Annotated in this window: 22 protein-coding genes; 7 read left to right on the top strand and 15 right to left on the bottom strand. The window is 38.7% G+C overall.

What is annotated here, in order from left to right:
* Positions 1 to 49: 49 nt before the first annotated feature.
* The 4 genes from arsH to KTH84_RS01170 are packed head-to-tail and all read right to left on the bottom strand — an operon-like array spanning position 50 to position 2,614.
* Positions 50 to 763 carry an arsenical resistance protein ArsH gene (gene arsH / locus KTH84_RS01185; protein ID WP_092705529.1) on the bottom strand — a complete coding sequence of 238 codons (714 nt, stop codon included), beginning with the start codon at positions 761 to 763 and terminating at the stop codon, positions 50 to 52.
* Positions 750 to 1,796 (bottom strand): ACR3 family arsenite efflux transporter, encoded by a 1,047-nt coding sequence (arsB, locus tag KTH84_RS01180; protein WP_262471687.1) that lies wholly within the window; start codon positions 1,794 to 1,796, stop codon positions 750 to 752. Before arsB ends, arsH begins: the two co-directional genes overlap by 14 nt.
* Before the next feature lie 10 nt (positions 1,797 to 1,806).
* Positions 1,807 to 2,280 carry an arsenate reductase ArsC gene (locus KTH84_RS01175; protein ID WP_262471686.1) on the bottom strand — a complete coding sequence of 158 codons (474 nt, stop codon included), beginning with the start codon at positions 2,278 to 2,280 and terminating at the stop codon, positions 1,807 to 1,809.
* A gap of 4 nt (positions 2,281 to 2,284) precedes the next feature.
* Positions 2,285 to 2,614, bottom strand: a complete 330-nt coding sequence (locus KTH84_RS01170; RefSeq protein WP_262471685.1) for a metalloregulator ArsR/SmtB family transcription factor — start codon at positions 2,612 to 2,614, stop codon at positions 2,285 to 2,287.
* A gap of 84 nt (positions 2,615 to 2,698) precedes the next feature.
* On the opposite strand from KTH84_RS01170, the gene arsC reads away from it, so the two are divergent.
* On the top strand, positions 2,699 to 3,127 hold the full coding sequence (arsC, locus tag KTH84_RS01165; RefSeq protein ID WP_262471684.1) for an arsenate reductase (glutaredoxin): 429 nt from the start codon (positions 2,699 to 2,701) through the stop codon (positions 3,125 to 3,127).
* Between the two features lie 69 nt (positions 3,128 to 3,196).
* Here arsC and KTH84_RS01160 read toward each other — a convergent pair whose 3' ends face one another.
* The 3 genes from KTH84_RS01160 to KTH84_RS01150 all read right to left on the bottom strand — a co-directional run bounded on the left by KTH84_RS01160 (position 3,197) and on the right by KTH84_RS01150 (position 6,086).
* The gene (locus tag KTH84_RS01160; protein ID WP_075431371.1) at positions 3,197 to 3,358 is read right to left on the bottom strand and encodes a DUF1427 family protein; all 162 of its coding nucleotides are present in this window, start codon (positions 3,356 to 3,358) and stop codon (positions 3,197 to 3,199) included.
* 57 nt (positions 3,359 to 3,415) lie between these two features.
* Positions 3,416 to 5,290 (bottom strand): amidohydrolase, encoded by a 1,875-nt coding sequence (locus KTH84_RS01155; protein WP_262471683.1) that lies wholly within the window; start codon positions 5,288 to 5,290, stop codon positions 3,416 to 3,418.
* A 109-nt stretch (positions 5,291 to 5,399) separates the two neighbouring features.
* Positions 5,400 to 6,086: a hydrolase gene (locus KTH84_RS01150; RefSeq protein WP_042896621.1), complete on the bottom strand. Its 687-nt coding sequence runs from the start codon at positions 6,084 to 6,086 to the stop codon at positions 5,400 to 5,402.
* Between the two features lie 197 nt (positions 6,087 to 6,283).
* On the opposite strand from KTH84_RS01150, the gene KTH84_RS01145 reads away from it, so the two are divergent.
* A complete protein-coding gene (locus KTH84_RS01145; RefSeq protein ID WP_262471682.1) occupies positions 6,284 to 7,174 on the top strand; it encodes a LysR family transcriptional regulator in 891 nt (296 codons plus the stop codon).
* Between the two features lie 93 nt (positions 7,175 to 7,267).
* Here the strand turns inward: KTH84_RS01145 and tauD are convergent, their stop codons facing one another.
* The 4 genes from tauD to tauA are packed head-to-tail and all read right to left on the bottom strand — an operon-like array spanning position 7,268 to position 10,865.
* Positions 7,268 to 8,149, bottom strand: coding sequence for a taurine dioxygenase (tauD, locus tag KTH84_RS01140; protein ID WP_262471681.1), 882 nt, complete (start codon positions 8,147 to 8,149; stop codon positions 7,268 to 7,270).
* Positions 8,150 to 8,157: 8 nt separating this feature from the next.
* Entirely contained in the window at positions 8,158 to 9,027 is an 870-nt protein-coding gene (tauC, locus tag KTH84_RS01135) for a taurine ABC transporter permease TauC (RefSeq protein ID WP_262471680.1), read from the bottom strand.
* On the bottom strand, positions 9,024 to 9,815 hold the full coding sequence (locus KTH84_RS01130; protein ID WP_262471679.1) for a taurine ABC transporter ATP-binding protein: 792 nt from the start codon (positions 9,813 to 9,815) through the stop codon (positions 9,024 to 9,026). The genes tauC and KTH84_RS01130 overlap by 4 nt, the downstream gene beginning before the upstream one ends.
* A gap of 9 nt (positions 9,816 to 9,824) precedes the next feature.
* Positions 9,825 to 10,865 carry a taurine ABC transporter substrate-binding protein gene (gene tauA / locus KTH84_RS01125; protein WP_262471678.1) on the bottom strand — a complete coding sequence of 347 codons (1,041 nt, stop codon included), beginning with the start codon at positions 10,863 to 10,865 and terminating at the stop codon, positions 9,825 to 9,827.
* 440 nt (positions 10,866 to 11,305) lie between these two features.
* On the opposite strand from tauA, the gene KTH84_RS01120 reads away from it, so the two are divergent.
* Positions 11,306 to 12,490, top strand: coding sequence for a hypothetical protein (locus KTH84_RS01120; RefSeq protein WP_262471677.1), 1,185 nt, complete (start codon positions 11,306 to 11,308; stop codon positions 12,488 to 12,490).
* Positions 12,491 to 12,549: 59 nt separating this feature from the next.
* Here the strand turns inward: KTH84_RS01120 and KTH84_RS01115 are convergent, their stop codons facing one another.
* The 4 genes from KTH84_RS01115 to KTH84_RS01100 form a co-directional block, all read right to left on the bottom strand.
* Positions 12,550 to 14,016: an MFS transporter gene (locus KTH84_RS01115; RefSeq protein WP_133974033.1), complete on the bottom strand. Its 1,467-nt coding sequence runs from the start codon at positions 14,014 to 14,016 to the stop codon at positions 12,550 to 12,552.
* Between the two features lie 195 nt (positions 14,017 to 14,211).
* A complete protein-coding gene (locus KTH84_RS01110; RefSeq protein WP_262471676.1) occupies positions 14,212 to 15,603 on the bottom strand; it encodes an LLM class flavin-dependent oxidoreductase in 1,392 nt (463 codons plus the stop codon).
* A gap of 174 nt (positions 15,604 to 15,777) precedes the next feature.
* Positions 15,778 to 17,073: an acyl-CoA dehydrogenase family protein gene (locus KTH84_RS01105; RefSeq protein WP_262471675.1), complete on the bottom strand. Its 1,296-nt coding sequence runs from the start codon at positions 17,071 to 17,073 to the stop codon at positions 15,778 to 15,780.
* Between the two features lie 102 nt (positions 17,074 to 17,175).
* Entirely contained in the window at positions 17,176 to 17,994 is an 819-nt protein-coding gene (locus tag KTH84_RS01100; protein ID WP_262471674.1) for a hypothetical protein, read from the bottom strand.
* A gap of 649 nt (positions 17,995 to 18,643) precedes the next feature.
* Here KTH84_RS01100 and KTH84_RS01095 point away from each other — a divergent pair.
* The 4 genes from KTH84_RS01095 (at position 18,644) to KTH84_RS01080 (ending at position 22,756) form a co-directional block, all read left to right on the top strand.
* Positions 18,644 to 20,089: a cytochrome ubiquinol oxidase subunit I gene (locus KTH84_RS01095; protein ID WP_202742337.1), complete on the top strand. Its 1,446-nt coding sequence runs from the start codon at positions 18,644 to 18,646 to the stop codon at positions 20,087 to 20,089.
* Positions 20,082 to 21,089, top strand: a complete 1,008-nt coding sequence (gene cydB, locus KTH84_RS01090) for a cytochrome d ubiquinol oxidase subunit II (protein WP_042896635.1) — start codon at positions 20,082 to 20,084, stop codon at positions 21,087 to 21,089. The genes KTH84_RS01095 and cydB overlap by 8 nt, the downstream gene beginning before the upstream one ends.
* A 15-nt stretch (positions 21,090 to 21,104) precedes the next feature.
* Positions 21,105 to 21,239 (top strand): hypothetical protein, encoded by a 135-nt coding sequence (locus tag KTH84_RS01085; protein ID WP_075431368.1) that lies wholly within the window; start codon positions 21,105 to 21,107, stop codon positions 21,237 to 21,239.
* A 98-nt stretch (positions 21,240 to 21,337) separates the two neighbouring features.
* On the top strand, positions 21,338 to 22,756 hold the full coding sequence (locus tag KTH84_RS01080; RefSeq protein ID WP_262471673.1) for a PLP-dependent aminotransferase family protein: 1,419 nt from the start codon (positions 21,338 to 21,340) through the stop codon (positions 22,754 to 22,756).
* Positions 22,757 to 22,835 lie beyond the last annotated feature (79 nt).

Here is a 22,835-nt window from a genome sequence, read left to right as displayed (position 1 = left end):
CTGGGCAATAAAAAGTGCCCCAAGTGGAGCACTTCTTTCATGAAACAGTTTATTTTTGATTGACTCGTTTTGACAGCTCTTCTGCCGATTCTTTACGTTCCGAATAGCGATCTGTCAGGTATTGTTTTTGACCACGTGTTAATAAAGTGAACTTATAGAGTTCCTCCATTACATCGACAATTCGATCATAGTAAGAGGATGGTTTCATACTTCCATCTTCTTCAAACTCTAAAAAAGCTTTAGCAACTGAGGACTGATTTGGGATCGTAATCATACGCATCCAACGCCCTAAAATGCGCATTTGATTCACAGCATTGAAAGATTGAGAACCTCCACTGACTTGCATAACGGCTAAGGTTTTACCTTGTGTTGCACGAATTGCTCCACCAGCTAAGGGAATCCAATCAATCTGAGCTTTTAAAATCGAACTCATTGCACCATGACGTTCTGGCGAACACCACACCATACCTTCTGCCCAAGCCAAAAGCTCATGTAATTCTTGAACTTTTGGATGATCTGTTTCTGCATCCTCTGGTAAAGGTAAACCTTTAGGATGAAAGATTTTGACCTCGGCGCCTAAATATTCAAGAATTCGTCCAGCCGTCAACACAGCAAAACGGCTATAAGAACGCTCACGATTAGACCCATATAACAATAAAATGCGTGGTGGATGTTCAAGTTGCTGTGCTTGCACTTGTTCAAAAGTAGGCTTATCTAAAAGATTTAGCGCTACATTGGATAAATCATTGTTAAGACTGTTCATGGGAGAAATACTTTTTCTTGAGCCAAAGAGAAACTGAAACGAGTGAAATTAAAACCGGAACCTCAACTAATGGTCCTATCACTGTGGTGAATGCTACAGGTGATGCTAAACCGAAAGTAGCAATCGCAACCGCTAAAGCTAGCTCAAAGTTGTTGCCAGCCGCGGTAAATGAAATGGCAGTAGTACGTGGATAGTTATTCCCCATACGTTTACTCATAAAGAAGCTAATGAAGAACATCACCACAAAGTAAATCGTCAGTGGAATCGCAATTCGCAGTACATCTAAAGGTAAGCTCACCACATCACCACCTTTTAAGCTGAACATCGCCACAATGGTGAAAAGTAATGCAAGCAAACTAATCGGACTGATTTTTGGTAAGAATTTAGTTTGATACCAATCTAACCCTTTTGCTTTCACTAAAATGAATCGCGTGAGGAAACCCATTAAAAATGGAATGCCTAAATACACCAATACAGCATGGGTAATGGTCCAGAAATTCACATCAATGACTTGACCCGCCACACCAAAATACGGCGGCAAGAAAGTTAAGAAAAGCCATGCATAAGTACTAAAGAATAAAATTTGGAAAATACTGTTAAAAGCAACTAAAGCAGCAACATATTGGTTATCCCCACATGCCAAACCGTTCCATACCAATACCATTGCAATGCAGCGTGCCAAGCCTATCAAGATTAGACCTGTCATATATTCCGGATAGTTATGTAGAAAAATAATCGCTAAAGCAAACATCAAAATTGGCGCAATTAACCAGTTTTGTACTAAAGACAAAGCCAACGTTTTTTTATCTTTAAATACTTCCGGTAAAGCTGCGTAATCTACCTTTGCCAAAGGTGGATACATCATTAAAATTAAACCAATTGCAATCGGAATATTAACGTTATCTACACTGAGTTGATTCAAAGAAACCGAGGCTTGAGGAAAGAAAACATCTATTGCCACACCTAAACCCATGGCAATAAAAATCCATAGCGTCAGATTCCGGTCTAAAAAAGAAAGCTTTTGCTTAGTCATCTCGGCTCTCTTACTCAATATGAGAGATTTTATTAATCTCAGCAATCAGATGTGAACGGTTTAAGTTCGCAACATCTAATGCAAACAATGCATCTAAACGACGGTTAATATGATCTACAGTCTCTTGGAAAGCTTTTAATTTTTCTTCTTTTGGCAAGTCTAAATGAGATGGATCACTTAAGCCCCAGTGTGCTTTGATTGCACCACCTAAATAAAGTGGGCATGCTTCTTGTGCAGCAGAGTCGCAGACTGTAATCACAACATCTGGTTGATACTGCTCGCAGTCATCAATGGTTTTGCTCCATAAACCTTCTGTTGAAAGACCTAAATTTTCAAGCGTTTCAAGAGTTAAAGGATGCACCTGACCTGATGGTTTACTGCCTGCGCTATACGCTTTCCAACCTTCTGGTGCACGGCTATTAAATAAAACTTCTGACAAAATACTACGACAACTGTTTCCGGTACATAAAAATAAGAATTTCATGGTCTTACTCACAATAAGTTGAAATAGAAGAAAACTGTGAAGATGATTGATTCACTAAATTTTCATCTTGGTTTCCTATAATTTTCAAAACTTCAACGGCCCAACTTGGTAAATCTGGGTTGACGCTGTAATACACCCATTGCCCTTGTCTTGAGTCAAGTAAAATGCCATGAGTACGTAATAGCGCTAAATGTCGGGAAATTTTTGGTTGGCTTAAATCAAGTTGCTCGGTCAGTTCACAAACACATATGTTTTGTTTGCTTAAAACCAATTTAAGAATGCTTAACCGAGTAGGGTCCGAAAGACATTTAAAAAAATCGACTTGAGTGATCATGTCAGCAACATTTCATATTCGTTATTGCAAATATACGGATATCCATATATAAATGCAATATCTTAATTCGGCGATAAATTTGTCATGTCTGAGCTAGTGAAGATTTACCATAACCCTGCTTGCGGAACCTCACGTAATACGCTGGCACTTATTCGTCATGCGGGGATTGAACCCATTATTATTGAATATTTACAGACACCTCCTAGTAAAGATGAGCTTACTCAACTCATTTCACAGGCAGGATTAACCGTTCGTGACACAATTCGTAAAAATGTTGATCCATATAAAGATTTAGATTTGGAACAAGACCACTGGACAGATAAACAATTGATTAATTTCATGGTGGAATATCCAATTTTAATTAATCGCCCGTTTGTGGTGACTTCTAAAGGTACGCGTCTATGCCGCCCTTCTGAAATTGTTTTAGATATTTTAGATTCAGAAAACTTAAGCTATTTTGCAAAAGAAGATGGTGAAGTGATTATTAATGAACAAGGGCAACGAGTAAAATAATCTAGGATTCTCACAAATAAAAAGCTAAATGGCGCAATACCATTTAGCTTTTTTGTTGAATGAAAGCGGTTAAAAATAGGACTTAATAAGAGGTAAGAGTTGTTCTCCTATCACCATGCCTAATAAACCGACTAATGCTACAAGAGGTGGAGCTGGTGACTTAACATTTAAAACGTAATATAAGACACCAACGAGCAGCCCTACAGCCAAAGATAATAAGTACATTTTCATGCTACATACCTTAGGGAATCAAGCCATTTAAAGAGGCAAATTCCCACACTGTTTTATTTAAAATGCGAAACAAGAACACCCTAGTGCGCCCCAGAAAGATTTTTTATCTTTATCATTTACGGGAACATCAAACATCCATGAATGGCTATGTCCATGCATGCCACAACTGCTAGCACATGCACATAGCGCACTTTCTGACTGTAGAGACTGATTTGAAGGTGCATTACGGTTTTCAGATAATCTCCATTGACCACCAAAACGTTTTACAGGCGACCATGTTGGCAAGGCTGGCGGTAAAGGCGGATCATCTTGCTTAAACTCAGCACCTGCATAAACGACTTTTCCACCAAGCACAGTCAGTACAGATTCAATCCATTGGATATCGTCTGCTTCAACTTTGAAATAGTCATCGGAGAGTACAACCAGATCAGCAAGTTCGCCTGCTGTTAATGAACCTTTGACTTCTTTTTCACCTGAAAACCATGCAGAACCTTTAGTCCAGAGTTTCAGTGCTGTCTGGCGGTCTAATAAATCTTTTTCATCATATAGCGGCAAACCACCAACAGTTTTACCTGTACTTAGCCAATATAAACAGACCCAAGGATTATAAGATGCAACACGTGTCGCATCTGTTCCTGCACCGACTGGCACACCGAGTTCCAACATTTTTTTAACTGGTGGCGTATTTTTGGCTGCATCGGCACCATAGCGCTTTACAAAAATTTCGCCCTGATAAGCCATTCGGTGTTGAATTGCAATTCCCCCGCCCAATGCACCAATACGCTCAATATTACGTTCTGATACCGTTTCGGCATGGTCAATAATAAATCGGGTCGCAAATGGCTGTTTAGCATTTACTCGCTCAAAAACATTGAGTAACCGGTTAATGCTTTCATCATAGGTTGCATGAATACGAAAAGGCCATTTCTTTTTAGCCAAATGCTCAACAATGGCTTCGAGTTCACCTTCCATCTTTTCTGGTAAATCTGGACGTGGCTCATAGAAATCTTCGAAGTCACCCGCCGACCAAGTCAGGTTCTCACCCGCTCCATTCATTCTAAATAGTTCATCACCATCGCCCGGAAATGTCATTTCTGTCCAACGGCGATAATCATCAAGCTCTTCACCTGCTTTTTGAGCAAATAAGTTGTATGCAATTCGCACCGTCATTTGGTTTTGATCGTGTAATTGCTTAATAACATCATAATCTTCGGGATAGTTTTGCCCACCACCTCCCGCATCAATTGCAGAGGTAATGCCCAAACGATTGAGTTCACGCATAAAATGACGAGTTGAATTGACTTGTTCTTCAACTGGTAATTTCGGAGCCTTACCTAAGGTTGAATACAAAATCATGGCCGATGGTGTTGCAAGTAGCAAACCCGTGGGTTCGCCTTTTGCATCACGCTCGATTCTGCCACCCGGTGGATCTGGTGTGTCTTTATTAAAACCTAGTACATTCAGAGCAGCGCGGTTCAACATGGCACTGGCGTATAGATGTAAAACAAAAACTGGCGTATCTGGTGCAGCTTTGTTGATTTCTTCTAAAGTCGGTAAACGCTTTTCGGCAAACTGGAATTCAGTCCAACCACCCACTACCCGCACCCATTGCGGCGCTGGAGTATTATCTGCTTGTTCCTTGAGTAAGCGTAGTGCATCCGCTACAGATGGCACACCTTCCCAACGCAGTTCCATATTGTAGTTCAGGCCACCACGAATAATATGTAGATGGCTGTCATTTAAACCCGGGATGACACGACGTCCGTTTAAGTCTACAACTTTGGTGGTCGCTGTTGCCAGCTTCATGATTTCATCATTTGTACCTGTCCGTACTACTTTACCTTCTGCGATAGCAATTGCTTGTACTTCTGGGTTCTGAGGGTCTAGTGTTGTGATTTTACCGTTTTTGAATATGAGGTTTATTTCGGTCATTCTGAACTCCATTCTTGTGAATTATCGTTCTAAAAAATAAAGGCATATCCGTATTAATATCACTTCAATATTGAATACTAGACATGCCTTTACCTAAATAAGTACTTTTTTATTTTGCAGGAACGGGTGCAAGTACTTCATGTTTTGATGTTGTACGTTCAGGTGCCTTATGAACCATTGTATAGGCATAATCAACGCCCATACCATAAGCACCAGAATGCTCACGTACAATTGCCATGACTGCATCATAAGTATCACGGTGTGCCCAATCACGCTGCCACTCAAGCAACACTTGCTGCCAAGTTACAGGAACAACGCCTGCTTGAATCATGCGCTGCATAGAATAATCGTGCGCTTCTTTCGAGGTGCCACCTGAGGCATCAGCTACCATATAAATTTCATAATCGCCTTCGAGCATGGCACCAAAAGCAAAGGTGTTATTACACACTTCAGTCCATAAACCTGAAACAATCACTTTCTTACGATTATTTTTTGCAAGTGAATCACGTACTTTTTGGTCATCCCATGAATTCATTGAAGTACGTTCTAAAAGTGGCGCATCTGGAAATACGTCTAAAAGCTCTGGATAGGTATGACCAGAGAAGCTTTCTGTTTCAACAGTGGTAATGGTGACAGGAATATTGAATGTTTTAGCTGCCTTTGCGAGACCTACCGTATTATTTTTTAATACTTGACGATCTATCGACTGTACCCCGAAAGCCATTTGTGGTTGGTGATCAATAAAAATAATCTGACAATTCGTTGGTGAAAGTTGTTCTAAAAGTGATTTATTCATGGGTAAACTCCATTATTCCTTATGTGTAATGCATTTAAATTGCTTACTGGTCATTATCAAAACAGATAAAAATGTAAAGGCATAGACACTAAATCAGCACGAATCTGTATCCTGTGCGAATACAATTAAAACAATGATTGCTTTTTAATTTTTATAGTTTAATCATTGATATATATTTTTTTAACTTTCGCTTATCCATGGATCGATTAGACTGTATTTCCACTTTCGTAAGTGTCGTAGAACATGGGAATTTTAGTAGCGCAGCCAGAGCTCTCGATATCTCTCGCGACTTGGTTGCCAAACGTGTTTGCTATCTTGAAAATGACCTAAAAACCACACTTTTAAACCGAACAACAAGACAGATGAACTTAACCTCTTGTGGAGAAAAGTTCTATCAACACAGCAAAGTCATTTTAAGTGAGTTTGAATGGGCTGCCTATGAAATTAGCTACAATCAGCAGTACCCTGAAGGTGAACTCAAGCTCAATACGCCCATGTCTTTTAGCAATATTTTTCTTCAAAATATCATTTCAGACTTTATTGAGAAATATCCCAGTATTAAAATCGATTTATTCATGACAGATCAGCTACTAGACATGAATAATAATAAATTTGATTTAACAATTCGTGTAGATGGCTCTCCTCCAAATTTGGCAAATAGTAAAATATTAAATACCTATCAACGATATTTATATGCAACACCTGAGTATTTTAATCAGCATGGATTACCCGCCTCTTTAGAGGAACTCAAAGATCATAAATTTTTAATTTATTATCAAGATAACCGACATAAAAAATTGATTTTTCAAAAAGATCAAAAAGAAGTGTCTTTTAATTGCTTCCCTGTAATGACCTGTAATAATGGCGAACTCTTATTAGATATGTGCCTAAAAGATCACGGCATAGTCTTTCTTCCCGATTTTATTGCAGACCATTACTACAAAGAAGGTAAATTACAGAAATGTTTGGAGGACTACACCAGTCAGCCACTTCATTTATATGTGACATGGCCCAATCGTAAAATTTTATCGAAGAAAGTAAAACTATTTATTGATTTTTTGACACATCAAATGATTGCCATAAAATAAGTGATCTGGGCCTTTTCAATAAGAACTGGCCCAGCATTTTTAGTTGGTTTGAGTAATTTCAATCTTCTTATTTTTAAATAAATTTTGCTCTGCTTAAACTCCAGCAAGCTCTGGTTGTTGTTCCTTTTTATAAAATGGCACATCACCGTTAATGGTGGCACGGTGCATAATGCGGTGTGCATCACCATAATCAAATAATGCCTTATGTTGGGTGCAGCGGTTATCCCAGATTGCGACATCACCCTCTTGCCATTTCCAACGCAAATGGAACTTTTCTTGTGTGGCATGTTCAAACAAGAAATTAAGCAACTGCTCGCTTTCCTGTTCAGGTAATTCATTAATCCGAGTGGTAAAACCTTCACTTACAAATAGCAGCGGTTGGCCTGTGACTGGATGAGTACGCACAACTGGATGGACCACTGGTGGATTACGCTTAAAGGCTTGTAGTAGTTTTTCACGCTCTTCGTCATTATTTGCAAAACGTTCGAGTGGAAAAGATTTACGAATATCATGTGTCGCAGTCAAACCTTGTAATTTTTGCTGTAACTCTAGCGTAAGCCCTTTAAAAGCTGCTGTATTACTCGACCATAATGTATCACCGCCTACAGGTGGAATTTTAATGGCTTGCAACACACAACCTAATGGTGGTGTATTGCTAAAGGTGACGTCTGTATGCCAAAGCTCATTATCACGCAGGTCCTGCTTCCAACTATCCAGAACCATCACTTCAGGCACATCTTCAATAGAAGGATAAATCGGGTGCACATGTAAGCTGCCAAAACTACGTGCCAAGTCTGCTTGTGCTTGCGGTGCCAATTGTTGCTTTCGAAAAAAAATAACCTGATGATCAAGCAAAGCCTGCTGGATTTGTTGCGTTGTCTGTTCATTTAACGCATTCAAATCAATATCGTGAATAATTGCGCCAATGGTAGGCTTGATCACTTCAATATTTAAGTTTGCTACTACTGTATTCATCTTCTTTACTACAACTGCTGACCATACCAAGGAGAAAACTGCTTTTGTAACCAACGTAAAAACAGCTCAAAACTAACTGCGACAATCGCAATCACAATAATGCCCAAAATCACCGTATCGGTAATTAAGAACTGTGCGGCCGACTGCACCATAAAACCAATACCACGGTCTGCTGCAACCAACTCTGCTGCAACCAGTGTTGACCACCCCACCCCAAGACCAATACGAATACCGGTAATAATATGAGGTAAAGCTGTTGGTAAAATGACATGCCAAAATACTTGTGACTGACTTGCCCCTAGCGACAATGCAGCACGCTCACGATTAAGTTGATGGCTTAACACACCATGCGCGCTACTAATAATGACGGGCGCTAATATCGAGAAGAAAATCAAAAGTACTTTAGTTGTTTCACCAATACCAAACCAAATCACCAATAACGGCAAATAAGCTAATGGTGGGATTGGACGCAATAATTCAACTAAAGGATCTAAAACTGCACGTACCCATTTATTCAGCCCCATCCATAAACCTAATGGAACACCAATTGCTACAGCAGCAATCAAAGCTAAAAATACACGCGAGATGCTGGCGGCTAAATGTTGCCACAAAGTAGCCTTCATAAAGCCTTCTTGGCCGACTGTAATAAACTTTTGCCAAACTGCTTGAGGGCTTGGTAAAAACAGTTCAGGAACAATATGCAAAGCAGTAATCAGAAACCAAAAAACGACAACACTTGCGACACTAATAATACTCACAGCCAAAGTGCGATGTTTTTCTAAAAATGTCGATAAAACTGAAGTATTTTCTACTTTTGTATTTGGCTCAGGTTTGAGCGCTGTTTTATCATATTCATAGACGTTATCTTTAGTACTCATGTGGTTAACGCCTCCTCGGTTTGTTTTTGTGCTCTTAAGCTTTCAAATAACTGTTCTCTAAGCTGAATGAATTGAAGATCCGACTTGATTGAACGAATAGACTCGCCCTGACGATATCGCTTCGCAAAATCAAGATATAGAGTTTCTACAATTTTGCCTGGATGCGCAGTCATCAGAACTAACTGATTACTCAGCAATAATGCTTCTTCAATGTCATGAGTAATTAAAAAGAAGCTTTTATTTTGCTGAATCCATAAATCAAGCACTAACTGCTGCATATTTTCACGAGTAAAAGCATCTAATGCGGCAAAAGGTTCATCGAGTAAAATAAACGGCGCGTGACTGACCAAAGCTCTAGCAATACCCACACGTTGTTTCATACCACCAGAAAGCTCCCAAATATTGGCTTTTTCAACGTGACTTAAACCCACAATTTTCAAAATTGCACTCACTTGCGCTTCGATATCCGCACGCTTTAAACCTTTTAACTGCAAAGCGAAGCCAACATTATCTGCAACATTCAGCCAAGGAAGTAAGGCATGATCCTGAAACACGACTGCGCGGGTTACATCTGGTCCATTTACCACTTCATGATTTACAAGTACGTCACCTGAACTCGGCTTTTGAAAACCCGCCAAGATATTAAGCAAAGTTGTTTTGCCACAACCCGACTCACCTAAAATGACGGTTAAAGAACCTTCTTCAATCTTAAGATTAATGTCTTGTAAAACTGGCTTTTGCTGTTTAGGAAAAGTCAGATGAATATGTTTGGCTTCTAGTACACTCATGACAACTCCTTAAGGCTGCAAAAATGAAGAGTTCACATTGCCTTTATAATCGGCTTTAAGTTGGTCGACTTTGCCCTGACCTTTTAAGAACTTCGCTGTATCAAAGATATTTTGCGCGAATTCACCATCTAACGTTTGTTTTTGCTGAGCGTGGTCAAGGTAAATATTTCCACTTAATAAAAGCGGGATATCTTTTGGATCAGAACCTGTTAACTGAGCAATTTTTTCAACGTTATCGGCATTTTTAACGTATGCAGCTGGGTCTTGATTATATTTTTCGAGTTGCTCAAGTGTGGTTTTAACAAACGACTTTAAGAAATCAGGATTTTTCTCTGCAAAGTCTTTACGCACAACCCATAAATCATAGGTTGGAGCGCCCCATTCACCCACTTGTTTAGAATCGATTAATACCGTGCCTGACGCTTTCGCTTTACTTAAAGCAGGTTCCCACACATAAGCTGCATCAATATCTCCACGCTCCCACGCTGCTGCAATTTCAGGTGGACGCAAGTTAATAATCTTTACTTTATCTTCTGGAATATTCCAATGCTTCAGCGCAGACAAAAGGCTGTAATGCGTGGTTGAAACAAAAGGTACAGCAATGGTTTTGCCAATTAAATCTTGAGGGGTTTTAATACCAGATTTATTGTTGACTACTAATGCCTCAGAGGCACCAAGTTTTGAAGTAATTAAGAATACTTCAATCGGTAAATCACGGCTTGCTGCCGCTGCAAGTGGACTAGAACCAATATTACCAAGCACGACATCGCCAGAAGCCAATGCGTTAACAACATCTGAGCCCGCATCAAATTTTTTCCATTGAATGGTACGTTGACTATGCTTTTCATATTCCCCATTTGCTTGTGCGACCTTACTTGGGTCAACTCCAGTTTGATAAGCAATGATGACTGGTTTGCTGTCACCAACTGAGGCACTTGTATTATTGTCTTTTTTATTTTGCCATACGATAAATGCAACAATTGCGACTACCACAATTGCCGTGATAATTAACGGTTTGGTCTTTGTGCTCATAATTTTATGATCTTTCAATAATATAAGCTCATGGTATGCAGCAGGCTTTATAATGAAAAATAAAAAAATCTGAGTTGCTTATCTATTTTTGATAAATAACTTTTCCTTATAAGTTTTTATCTTTTGGTAAAAAGAAAACTTCAAGCAATCTTGTAGGTTAGAGGTAAAATTAAAATACTTATATATCAATAATTAAAAACGATATTCAAAAAAACATGATTAGAAAAACCTGACATAGACCTTCTAATTATTTTATCCTACTCATTTCATCATTTTTATTTTTGCTTCTCGTATCTAGAGTTTTGCATCTAATTAATTTTCATTATTTTATACAATGATATGATTTTATTATCTTTTTATCATAGAACCTCAGCAAATATTGAGATTTGATCAATATTTTTTCTAGTTTATATATGACACAAATTTAATTTTTTATTGATAAAAGGAGAAACAGGCTTTTGCTTAAACATCATAAAATTATCCAGAAAACTTTTATTGCCAGTGCACTTATAGGTTGCAGTCTTTCAAGCCAAGCGGCACTTACTTTTGGCAATGCTGAAGAAGGTCAACTCAAAGTGAGTGGCACAATTCGGGCAAAATACATTTATGATTTTGATTCAGATCCCACGACTAGCAAATTTTCTTTTAATGACGCGGTGCTCTGGCTAGACTATAACTCTCCCAAATGGATTGGCCGTCTAGATTATCGGCTTTATGAATATTATGGCCGTTTAGGCGATGCCAATTGGCTCACCGACGCATGGGTGGGTTATAAAATTAATGACAACAGTAAAATTATTGCTGGCTTAAACCCCGTCCCTTTTGGCTTGGGTCGCTTTTGGGGAAATACTTATTATTTAGGCATTGCTAATAGTGCAGGTTGGGAAGATGTACACAATCTTGGGGTAAAATATGATTTCAATGATGGAACCAATGAAGCACAATTTGCCTTTTATCCTACCGATGGCGGCAACTATAGAGGCAAAAGCAAAGACTCGAGTCGATTTAGTATCAACCCTGTCAACGCTGATGATTCTGTACCACAAGGCACCAATACTCAAGAAAAGAACTCAATTGTTGTTCGCGGTGCGCATACATTTAAAAATATAGCTGGGCAAGAAGACTTCTCCAGCCAACTTGGTGCCTCTGCTTGGTATTCAACCATTGAAAATAAACGCTCAGGCCAAGATGGCGATCGCCAAGTCTATTCAATTTTTAACAACACCACTTATAAACAATGGAACTTACAGCTTTTGGCAGGTTATCAAGACATTGATAATGCTGACTCTCAATACAAAGATCATCTTACTTTAGGTGGTTTTGATTACTCATTTAACTCAGCAACCAAAGGCCAGATATATTCAGCCGAAGTGAGCTATCTATTTCCTCAACAATTTGGCCCCATTACATCGGTACGCCCTTATCTAAATTATAGTGCTTATAAAAAAGAGCAAGACGGCTTTAAAGACTCAACCCGTTTTATCCCCGGCATTGCGTTTAACTATCAAAAACTGACGGTACAAGCCGAGTTGCTAATTGGCAAACATGACCCTTATTTAGGGGATAGTGAGGGCCTAGCGGCTGGCGGAACTAACGATAAATGGAATAAAAAAGCGTTTGTGATCTTTGCTTACTATTTCTAATTCAAAACAAAGGTCAACACATGTTGGCCTTTGTTTTTATCTAAAAAATTTAGGTTTAACTAATCAATTACTGGTGAATTATTGAGTGGAAGGTCTGGGTTATTTTCGTCAATGACATCTACATCTTGTGCAGTTGGCTCAAACTTAATAAGTAGTCCAATCACAATTAAAGGAATAAAAGCAAACACAGAAATAATCAGATATACATCGGTTTTGTAGCCTGCCATCCAGATCGGCAACACAAACAAAGCTATTGCCTGAGCCACTCCAGTTACAGCACGGTTAAACCCAACGCCAACACCACGAATCGAAGCAGGATAAGCCATGGTTGGATAGACCATCATTTGTGCCCCTGGTCCAAAACCTTCAGCAAAAAGCCATAAACCGAGCATGCCAATGGCAGTGTAGAGTAAAAAGCTATTGCCCGGCTCACCAATTAATGCCAATGCAATAAGGGCAATAAATTGGAGTAAAAAGCCTGTGAGCAACACATGACGAGATTTAAATCTACTGGCAACAAATACCCCCAACAACCCTCCTGTAAATGCAAACAGTAAATTTAGCCCGAGTGTTGTGGTAATGGTCGTCAAAACATCAGTATGGAAAAAACGAGTCAAAATGGACGGTAAAAAGAAAGCAATTGTGGTGTACTGAAATGCCACCGAAATATGAATCACAATCGCCACAATCGTTCTTGGTAAATAGGTTTTATTAAATAAAACAGCAAAGCCTTCACGTTGTTTTGTTTCAGCCTTTCTTTCTACTTTTTCAACTGTTGCTACAGCGTTAATTGCATAGGATTCTTGCAGAACTTTAGCTGCCCCTTTTAAATCACCCTGATTAGCCAGCCAAATTGGTGATTCAGTTAAATATTTACCGCGAATAAAAATAATGAGTAACGCTGGCACCGCTCCAAAAATTAAAGAAGCTCGCCATAACCAGTTGCTATGCTCTGGTGGTAAAAGAAAGTAAAGTGCCAAAACTAATCCAAAGCAGACAGAAGATGCGGCGTACCACATTGGACACCAAGCGGCTAAACGGGCTGCCTTGTTGCTACTACCGTTAAACTTTGAAAACTCAGATAAATAAGACATTGCGACGGGTAAATCGACCCCGACACTAATACCCATAATAAATCTGGCTAAAATGAGTACCCACACATTTGGTGCAAAGCCTGCCACAATGGCCGCAATAACAAACAGCACCATGTCGGCCATAAACACTCGATAACGACCGATTTTATCGGTTAGCCAACCGCCAATTAAATTACCGACAATGGTTCCACAGACAATTGCCGAAGCAACTACACCTGTCATGACAGGACTTAAAGAAAACTCTGATATGACCTGCTCAATACCGAAAGAGAGCGTCGTCAAATCATAAGCATCGATAAATACACCAATCAGTGCCAACCAAATGACTTTATTAGATTTACCCTTCCCTGCAAATTTGGAGATTAATTGTGATACATCATCGGGAGATTTAATTTCATGGCGATGCGCATGATTTAGTTCTTGTACGCTCACTTAATCTTTCCTGTATTTTAATAACAGAAACAACATAATGACTATTTAGACAATATAAAAACAAATTAATCTTATTTTTTAATCTGAATTATAGAATTATCTTTTCATTATTAACTCAGCAATAAAACCGATATAAAAACAAATAAAATAAAAGCCAGTATTTAACCAGCTTTTATTTAAATAAAATTTAAGATATTAACTTGCCTCAGCAAGCTTTAATTCTTTTAGATTTCGATATTTTGCACCGCGGTGATTTTCTGGTAAATATGGTCCTGCACCGAATAATTTTTCTCTTAACGTTCCTTGTGCATACGAAGTTTGATATACCCCGCGTTTTTGCAACTCTGGAACAATAAACTCTACAACATCTGCAAAGGTCTGATGAGCCAAAATATAGGCAAGGTTAAAGCCATCCACATCGGTATCTTCAACCCATTCTTGTAAAGCATCGGAAACTGTTTCTGCTGAACCCACCAATACTGGTCCGTTCCCACCTAGACTATTCCAGTTTGCGATTTCCTCAATAGTCCAGACTCGCTCAGGGTCCGCATTTACATAAGAGTCTAGTAAAGATTGAATCGCGTTGGTTTGAATATATTCCACTTTATCAGTCGGTTGGTATTGTGAAAAATCAACTCCTGACCAACCCGAGAGCAAAGTTAAAGCGCCATCATAGCTTCCATAGCTTTGATATTCTTTAAACTTAGCTTGAGCTTTTGTATCGGTTTCATCTGTCACAATCGACAAGAGCGCGTAAATTTTAACTGAGTAAGGGTCGCGGCCTTCTTGAGCCAATTTCTGGCGAATGCCTTGTACAATCTTTTTAGTCGCAATTTTAGAAGGTGCTGCAATGAATACACATTCGGCATTTTGGCTGGCAAACTTCTGGCCACGAGATGATGCACCTGCTTGATATAACACAGGTGTACGCTGTGGTGATGGCTCACAAATATGGATACCCGGTACAGTAAAATACTTACCTTCGTGCTGAATTGGATGCACTTTTTTATGGTCAGCGAATATACCGTTTTCACGGTCGCGTAGTACCGAACCTTCTTCCCAAGAACCTTCCCAAAGTTTATAGAGCACTTCTAAATATTCATCGGCAATATCATAACGGTTGTCATGATTGACCTGAGTTTTTAAGCCTAAGTTTTTTGAACCACTCTCCAAATAAGAAGTCACGATATTCCATCCAACTCGTCCTTTGGTCAAATGGTCTAGGGTACTAATACGTCTAGCAAAAGGATAAGGATGTTCAAAGGAAATTGATGTGGTCACACCAAAGCCCAAGTGCTTCGTTACAGCAGCCATGGCAGGAACTATCTGTAATGGATCATTGACTGGAACTTGCACTGCACCTGTTAAGGCATGCTCAGCACTTTGATGGTAAACGTCATAAATACCAAGCACATCTGCAATAAAAATACCGTCAAAAAAACCACGTTCCAAAATTTGTGCTAAATCTGTCCAATATTCTAAATCTTTATATTCAACAGATCGATCTTGAGGATGTCGCCATAATCCGGGAGATTGATGTGCAATACAATTCATTTCAAAAGCATTAAAACTAATCTTCTTAGTCATAAAATATCAGCCAGCATTTTAATTACTTTTATACTAAAGCAATTTTTATCTATTCTTTATAATATAAACCCCAAACAAAATATGATTTTATTCTAATACATTTTTATAATTTATTGTAATACTACAAATAATATTAAGCTACCCTAAAGACAGCTTAATATATAAACTTAAAACTTACTCTTTAATAACTTCACCAATTCGCCATTGATAAGGTGGTAATGTCCCGTTCACGCTAAAGTCACCCACAATCCGATTTTTAAACACTCTTGGGTTATGGGAAGCTAAAGTGCGTACATTTCGCCAATATCGGTCTAAGCTCAAATCTTTATCTGTCGCTGATGCACCTAATGCATCAAATAGAATTGTCGATGCGTTTAAAATTAAATCGGTAATGACAGTTTGAGACTGCGCACTTTCAAGCTCAGCAAGCGCATTTTGTTCTTCTTCAAGCTGCTCATTATTTTGAAATGCTGCCAAGTAAGCACGTTGTAAACTTTGCGCAACTTTTTCAACAATCGCCCCTGCGCTATATGCTGCTCCACGAATTTGCCCAACTACTTGTAAAATTTGCGGGTCCTGTTTTACAAACTGAGCATTCGCATGAGTATAGTTGCGGGTACGTTTAGCCACCGCTTGTGAAACCTCATAAGTCGCAGCACGCCCTAAACCAGTAATGATTGCAAGTTGCACGAGTTGATAATAAGCAGCCGAATATTTAAAGCGGTCATCATCGGGTAAAATTTCGGCCTCGTCGACTTGTACATCATGAAAATATGCCGTACCGCTTGCAGTGAGTTGCTGACCAAAGCCATTCCAGTCATCTACAATTTCGACACCTTCAGTTTCACGGCGCACAACGACTGAGCCAGATTCACCGTTTAAATCAGTTACCCCAACATCAACCCAGTCCGCATATAGACTTCCTGTGGTGTAATATTTTTGACCTTTAACGCGAATTTTTCCGTCAGCATCCCGATATAAATGAGTTTCGAACTGATCAATTGACTCTTTCCCACCTTCAGACCATGCACTGCCAACTGTTTCGCCTTGTGCAATTCGACTGAGCCAGCGCTGTTGAAACGCTTTATTCTTGGTGACCAGCACGTCTTCAGTGAAACCAAAATGCACTCGCAAACCTTGCGGTAAATTTGAGTCTGCTTCTGCCAACTCAACTAATAATGCGAACAACTCAGGAATGGTTGCCTCAAAGCCCCCATGTACTTTAGGAAGTCGTAATCTTGTAAAACCAATATCTTTGAGCCACTGAAGTTGTTCATATGGCAAAATATGCTGTTGCTCACGGATTAAAGCCCCTTCTTTAATGCGTGCAAAAGTCGGTCTAAAGTGTTGAGCTAATTCATCATAACGTTCAGAAGGCCCTTGTCCCCAAACTCGCGAGATTTGGGACGCTTGACTAAGTGCAGCATGTGTCAATGAACCGAGATGATATTCAAAATTTAAATTTGTCATTTATGGAAAACCACTGTTGCTTTGCTTTACCATAAAATATTTATTTCACATGAAAACGATTATTTTTATATAACAGTATTCATTCTTTATATAAGCAATAAGCTAAGATATCTTTTTGAGCTTTACGCTCTGTTGGCTTTGCAAGAGCGTTTGCATGTATTCTGAATAGACAGATAACTTCTCAAAAATATGCTCTGAATAAAACATATCATCAATTAAATGGGTCATTTGAGGCGTAGTGAAGGTATCGCATAAACCTACAAGTTGTGCATTCATTTGTGCAAATTGGCTACACAGTTGCACATAAGTATCATCTTTATTTTTGAATAATAATTGACGCATATCTAACCCATTTAAGTCTTTTAAATCAGTGTTTTTTACCGACCTGATCCAATAAATCTTTATCTTTAGAAATTGTTCGAGTTGCTTTAAAGCGTCTAGATCAACTTCTAAATATGTGATTAAAAAAATTGTAGAGATATCACTTCGGCATAGTGCTTTTATTAAGCTTAAATAAACAAAATCAATATCATCTAGCTCGGTCAACTCTAAATCTAAATATATTTTTAGACTCTCAAGAATCTCATCTACCTTAAACAAGACTTTCTTTTCGGCTTGATAATATTTATTGAGAATAGTAAGTACAGGCTCGGTAGCGGGCGTCGTATAAATAGCTGCTTTATTGAGATTCGCAAAAATAAAAGGTGAAAATAGATAAGCCAAACTGCTTTGCTGTGCCTGAATATGCGATTGAATTAAATATACAGTTTGAGATTTAGAAAAATCTCTTAATACCTTTGCTCTTAATAAAGTTGCTTCAAGGTTAACGTATGTCTGCTCTAATTGAGTGGATATTGATATTGGAATAGACTGATTTTTAATAATTTTATTTAAAATATTTAGTTGAGAAGTAATAAACATTTTTTAACATCCAAGCTATTTTAGAAGAGCTACACTTAAAACAAGGTCTTTCATCATCCACGTAATAATCAGACCTCAAACAAAACAACAAGGAAATAGAAAAGAAGAAATTTATCATGTGCTTATATGTAAACACAAAATCGCATTCATGTTGTTTTTGAAGGCTGATTTTAGTCATCCGTAAATCTTGTTCATTTTTATTTTGAACTTTAGATGAAGGGATACATAGCTACAGATAATTGAAAAAAAACTATAGCACCCATAATAAGTGCTCCAGACTGTTATAGTTTTATAAAAAATTTCTGTATCTACATATACAAAAGCTGCCAGTGCATGATTAAGAAAACTTCTTAAGGTGGGTAGTTTTCATGAAACGTACGTATGTGTACCAACAGATATTTCATCAATGTTTCAATGCAACATGCTTTTTTACAAATGCAACATCAAGCCTAAACTTTATTAACAGATTAAAAACAATCAATCGTTCTATTCTCTTGAAATATCAAGCAATTACACTGATTTATACATTTGGCATTTTACTTGCTAAGAATATTTATCACAGCTACAAGTTTTATCGTCCAAATGTTTTTTCACCTGAAATTAAGCATTTAACACAATCATCATCAGCTAGTTCACAGGGGGAAATTTTATGAGCCTCGGTCTAACCGCTTTAGAATTAGCACGAATACAATTTGCCTTCACAGTATCCTTTCATATTATTTTTCCGGCCACCTCCATTGGTCTTGCCTGCTTTTTAGCTGTTCTGGAATGGAAATGGTTAAGAACTCAAAATCCGATTTATAAAGATCTCTTTAAATATTGGATTAAGATCTTTGCGGTTGCATTTGGTATGGGAGTGGTCTCGGGCGTTGTTATGAGCTACCAGTTCGGTACCAACTGGAGTGAATTTTCACGGGTCGCAGGAAGTATTACCGGCCCTTTACTTACCTATGAAGTCTTAAGTGCTTTCTTTTTAGAAGCTGGCTTTTTAGGCATCATGTTGTTTGGTTGGGGGCGCGTCGGTCCTCGAGCCCACTTTTTTGCAACACTGATGGTTGCAATTGGTACCTGTATTTCCATGTTCTGGATTTTATCGTCCAATAGCTGGATGCAGACGCCTCAAGGCTTTGCCATCGAAAATGGCATTATTGTGCCAAAAGACTGGTTTGCTATCGTTTTTAATCCATCCTTCCCTTACCGCTTTGCCCATATGGGTGCCGCAGCCTTTTTAGTTTCTTCTTTGTTAGTCGTAGGAACATCTGCTTGGCATTTAATTAAAGGCCGTCGTGATGAATTAGTTAAAAAATCGTTTTCGATGGGCCTCTGGATGGTACTTGTGACTTCATGTTTACAAGTCGTTATTGGTGACAACCATGGTTTAAATACTCGTGAGCATCAACCCGCTAAACTGGCAGCGATGGAGGGTCATTGGGAAACAAACCATAATGAACCTATGCCACTACTGTTATTTGCAATTCCAGATATGAAAGAAGAACGTAACCATTTTGAAGTGGGTGTTCCATATTTAGGTAGTTTAATTTTAACTCACAGTTTAGATGGCCAAGTCACAGGTTTAAAAGAATTCGCACCTGAAGATCGTCCAAATTCAACCATTATTTTCTGGAGTTTCCGTGTAATGGTGGGCCTTGGTGTACTCATGGTCACGCTATCTTTAATTGCTCTTTGGTTACGTAAACGCGGTAAGTTATATGAAACCTCTTGGTTCCATAAATTTGCACTGCTCATGGGGCCAGCGGGTTATGTCGCAATGCTCGCAGGCTGGATTACCACTGAAGTTGGCCGTCAACCTTGGGTTGTATATGGAATTATGAGAACAAAAGATGGGCTTTCTCATACCGTTTCTGCAGATCAGGTTGGCCTGAGTCTCTTTATTTTTGTGGTGGTCTACACCATCGTTTTTGGTAGTGGTATCTACTACACCTTAAAACTCATTAATAAAGGCCCTGTATTTATCGATACGCCAAATATTGAAACTGGTGGTGTTGGACACTTTAAAACACCAATGCGTCCACTCAGTGCTGTCGAGGAAAATATTGACGATAAACAAAATTCTGGGGAGAACCGTCATGATTGATCTTTCTTTAATATGGGTCGGTATTATCGGTTTAGGTGTCCTGATTTATGTGGTCATGGATGGCTTTGATTTAGGGATCGGAATTATGTTCCCCTTCATCAAAAGCAGTCAGGAACGTGACGTAATGATGAATACCGTGGCTCCTGTCTGGGATGGTAACGAAACATGGATGGTACTGGGTGGTGCTGGTCTCTATGCTGCATTCCCACTGGTTTACTCAACGGTTTTATCGGCACTGTATCTACCTATTATTTTTATGGTAATTGCCTTAATTTTCCGCGGAGTCGCATTCGAATTCCGCTTTAAAGCTCATCGTACAAAATACCTTTGGGACTTAGCTTTTATTTGGGGTTCAATCTTAACCAGCTTCCTCCAAGGCATTATCTTGGGTGCCTATATTCAAGGCATAAAAACCACCAATGGTATTTTTTCTGGCGGATCACTTGATTGGTTGACCCCATTTACCTTCTTTACCGGTATTGGTGTAGTTGCCATGTATGCAACGTTAGGATGTGGTTGGCTTATTTTAAAAACCGAAAAGAACTTGCAACAGCGCATGTATGAGCTTATGCCAAAGCTGATTATTGCACTGCTTATTATTTTTGGTGGTGTGAGTCTCTATACACCTCTGACTCATCCTGAAATCGCAGATCGCTGGTTCTCTTTACCAAATCTGTTCTATTTTAGCCCAGTGCCTATTTTGGTTTTATTGTTTGTTGGCCTGATTTTATCAGCGTGTAAAAAGCAGCAACATGACCTAAAACCTTTTTTATACACCTTAGCGCTGGTCTTCCTTGCATTTACAGGTTTTGTGATTAGTTTATGGCCATATATTATTCCGCCATCAGTCACCATCTGGCAAGCTGCAGCCCCGCATTCAAGTCAGATGTTTGCTTTGGTCGGTGCACTCATTCTTATCCCAATTATTATTGCTTACACTATTGTGTCTTACTGGGTATTCCGAGACAAAGTTCGTGTAGGCGATGAAGGCTATCATTAAAGTTAGGAGGGTTTTATGAAAAATTTATCTTCTAAACTGACTCAAACCCAATGGTTTATTCTGCTATGGTTAGGTGGATTTTTAGCATTAGCTGTTATTGCTGGTTTGTTTAAAGTGATATTGATTTATGCAGCCCCTTATCTGAAGTAAAATTATTTTTATAAGCAAATGCCGTTTGTAGATTCTACAAGCGGCATTTATTATTGATTCAGTGCATCTTTCATTTTGTCATTTCTTGCAGCCCATACATGTATAAATCAGAACAACTTGCCCATAGCATTCGCCAACTCATTGAGAGTGGCACTTTAAATGCACACGAGAAGTTACCTTCTTTAAGAGATCAGGTGCAACGCTCTGGTTTTAGTTTAATGACGGTAATGAATGCTTACCAAGAGCTTGAATCACAGGGTTTGATCTATTCCAAAGAAAAATCGGGATACTTCGTTGCCGAGCTCATTACGCTTAAACCTTTAGAGCAATATTCTGTTGTTTCACTCAACTCAAAAATTGAAATTAATTCTTTAGTTTTTAAATATCTTAAATCAATTCAAAATGAATCTGTCATACCGTTTGGCTCTGCCTTTCCTGACAGTCAGCTTTTATATGCGCCTAAACTTATTCAAATTATGGGGCAGCTTGCCCGTCAGAAACAAAGTTACGACCAAACTACAAGCCTACCACCCGGCAATTTAGCTTTACGAAAACTCATTGCTCAACGCTACTGTATGCAAGGGATTCAAACCGACCCAGATGACATCGTCATTACATCTGGAGGATTGGATGCACTCAATCTTTCCTTACAAGCGGTTGCTCAACCGGGTGACTATATTTTATTACAACAAAACGTATTTTATGGCGCTTGGCAAGCAGCAGAACGTTTAGGGCTAAAAGTTATTACGATTCCTGAGCATCCTCAACATGGTTTTGACCTAGAGGCTTTTGAACAAGTTATTAATAGTTATCCAATTAAAGTCTGTTGGTTGATGTTAAACAGCCATAATCCAATCGGGTTTACGGTGAGCGACGATATTAAATATAAAATTGCTAAGCTACTTCATGAGCACCAAATTTATTTGATTGAAGATGACGTTTATGAAGAGCTGTTTTATGGTGGACAAAAGCCTCTTTCAATGAAGTATTTTGATCAGCAAAATCTGGTCCTTCACTGCTCGTCATTTTCTAAAACTTTAGGTGCAGGTTTTCGGGTCGGTTGGGTCTATGCAGGTAAGTTTTCAGACCATATCCAGCATTTACAACTCATGAGTACCATTTCAGTAAATGCACTCATTCAAAATGCCTTAGTCGAGTTTTTGTCTCATCATCATTATGAAAAGCACTTACGTACTCTCAGGCTTTCACTTGAGCGTTATAAAAAGCAGTTTTATCACTATTTAAAGCAGCATCTGCCATCCTCTTGCGAAGTTTATTACCATCCAAGTGGTTATTTTCTTTGGGTTAAGCTACCGAATAATTTAGATAGTATGCAAATTTATGAAGAGTTAATTCAACAAAACATTGGGGTGGCTCCAAGTCCACTGTTTAGTGTTTTACCCGCGCAGCAGCATCACTTAAGGATCAACTGCTCTTTTGAATGGACACCCAAAATTCAAAGTGCATTAGAACAAATCATTAAAACAATTCAACAGCGGGTTGAAGCTGTTTCTTAAATAACGTACTTCGACCTAAGCCCAATTTTATAGTGACTGTTTTGTGGTAACTTTAGAGCTTAAATCTATATTTTTAAAG

Source organism: Acinetobacter sp. WU_MDCI_Abxb74 (assembly GCF_025513915.1).
GTDB classification, from domain to species: Bacteria; Pseudomonadota; Gammaproteobacteria; order Pseudomonadales; family Moraxellaceae; genus Acinetobacter; species Acinetobacter calcoaceticus_C.
The sequence above is the reverse complement of the archived record's forward strand: the minus strand, read 5'-3'. Positions and strand labels throughout refer to the sequence as shown.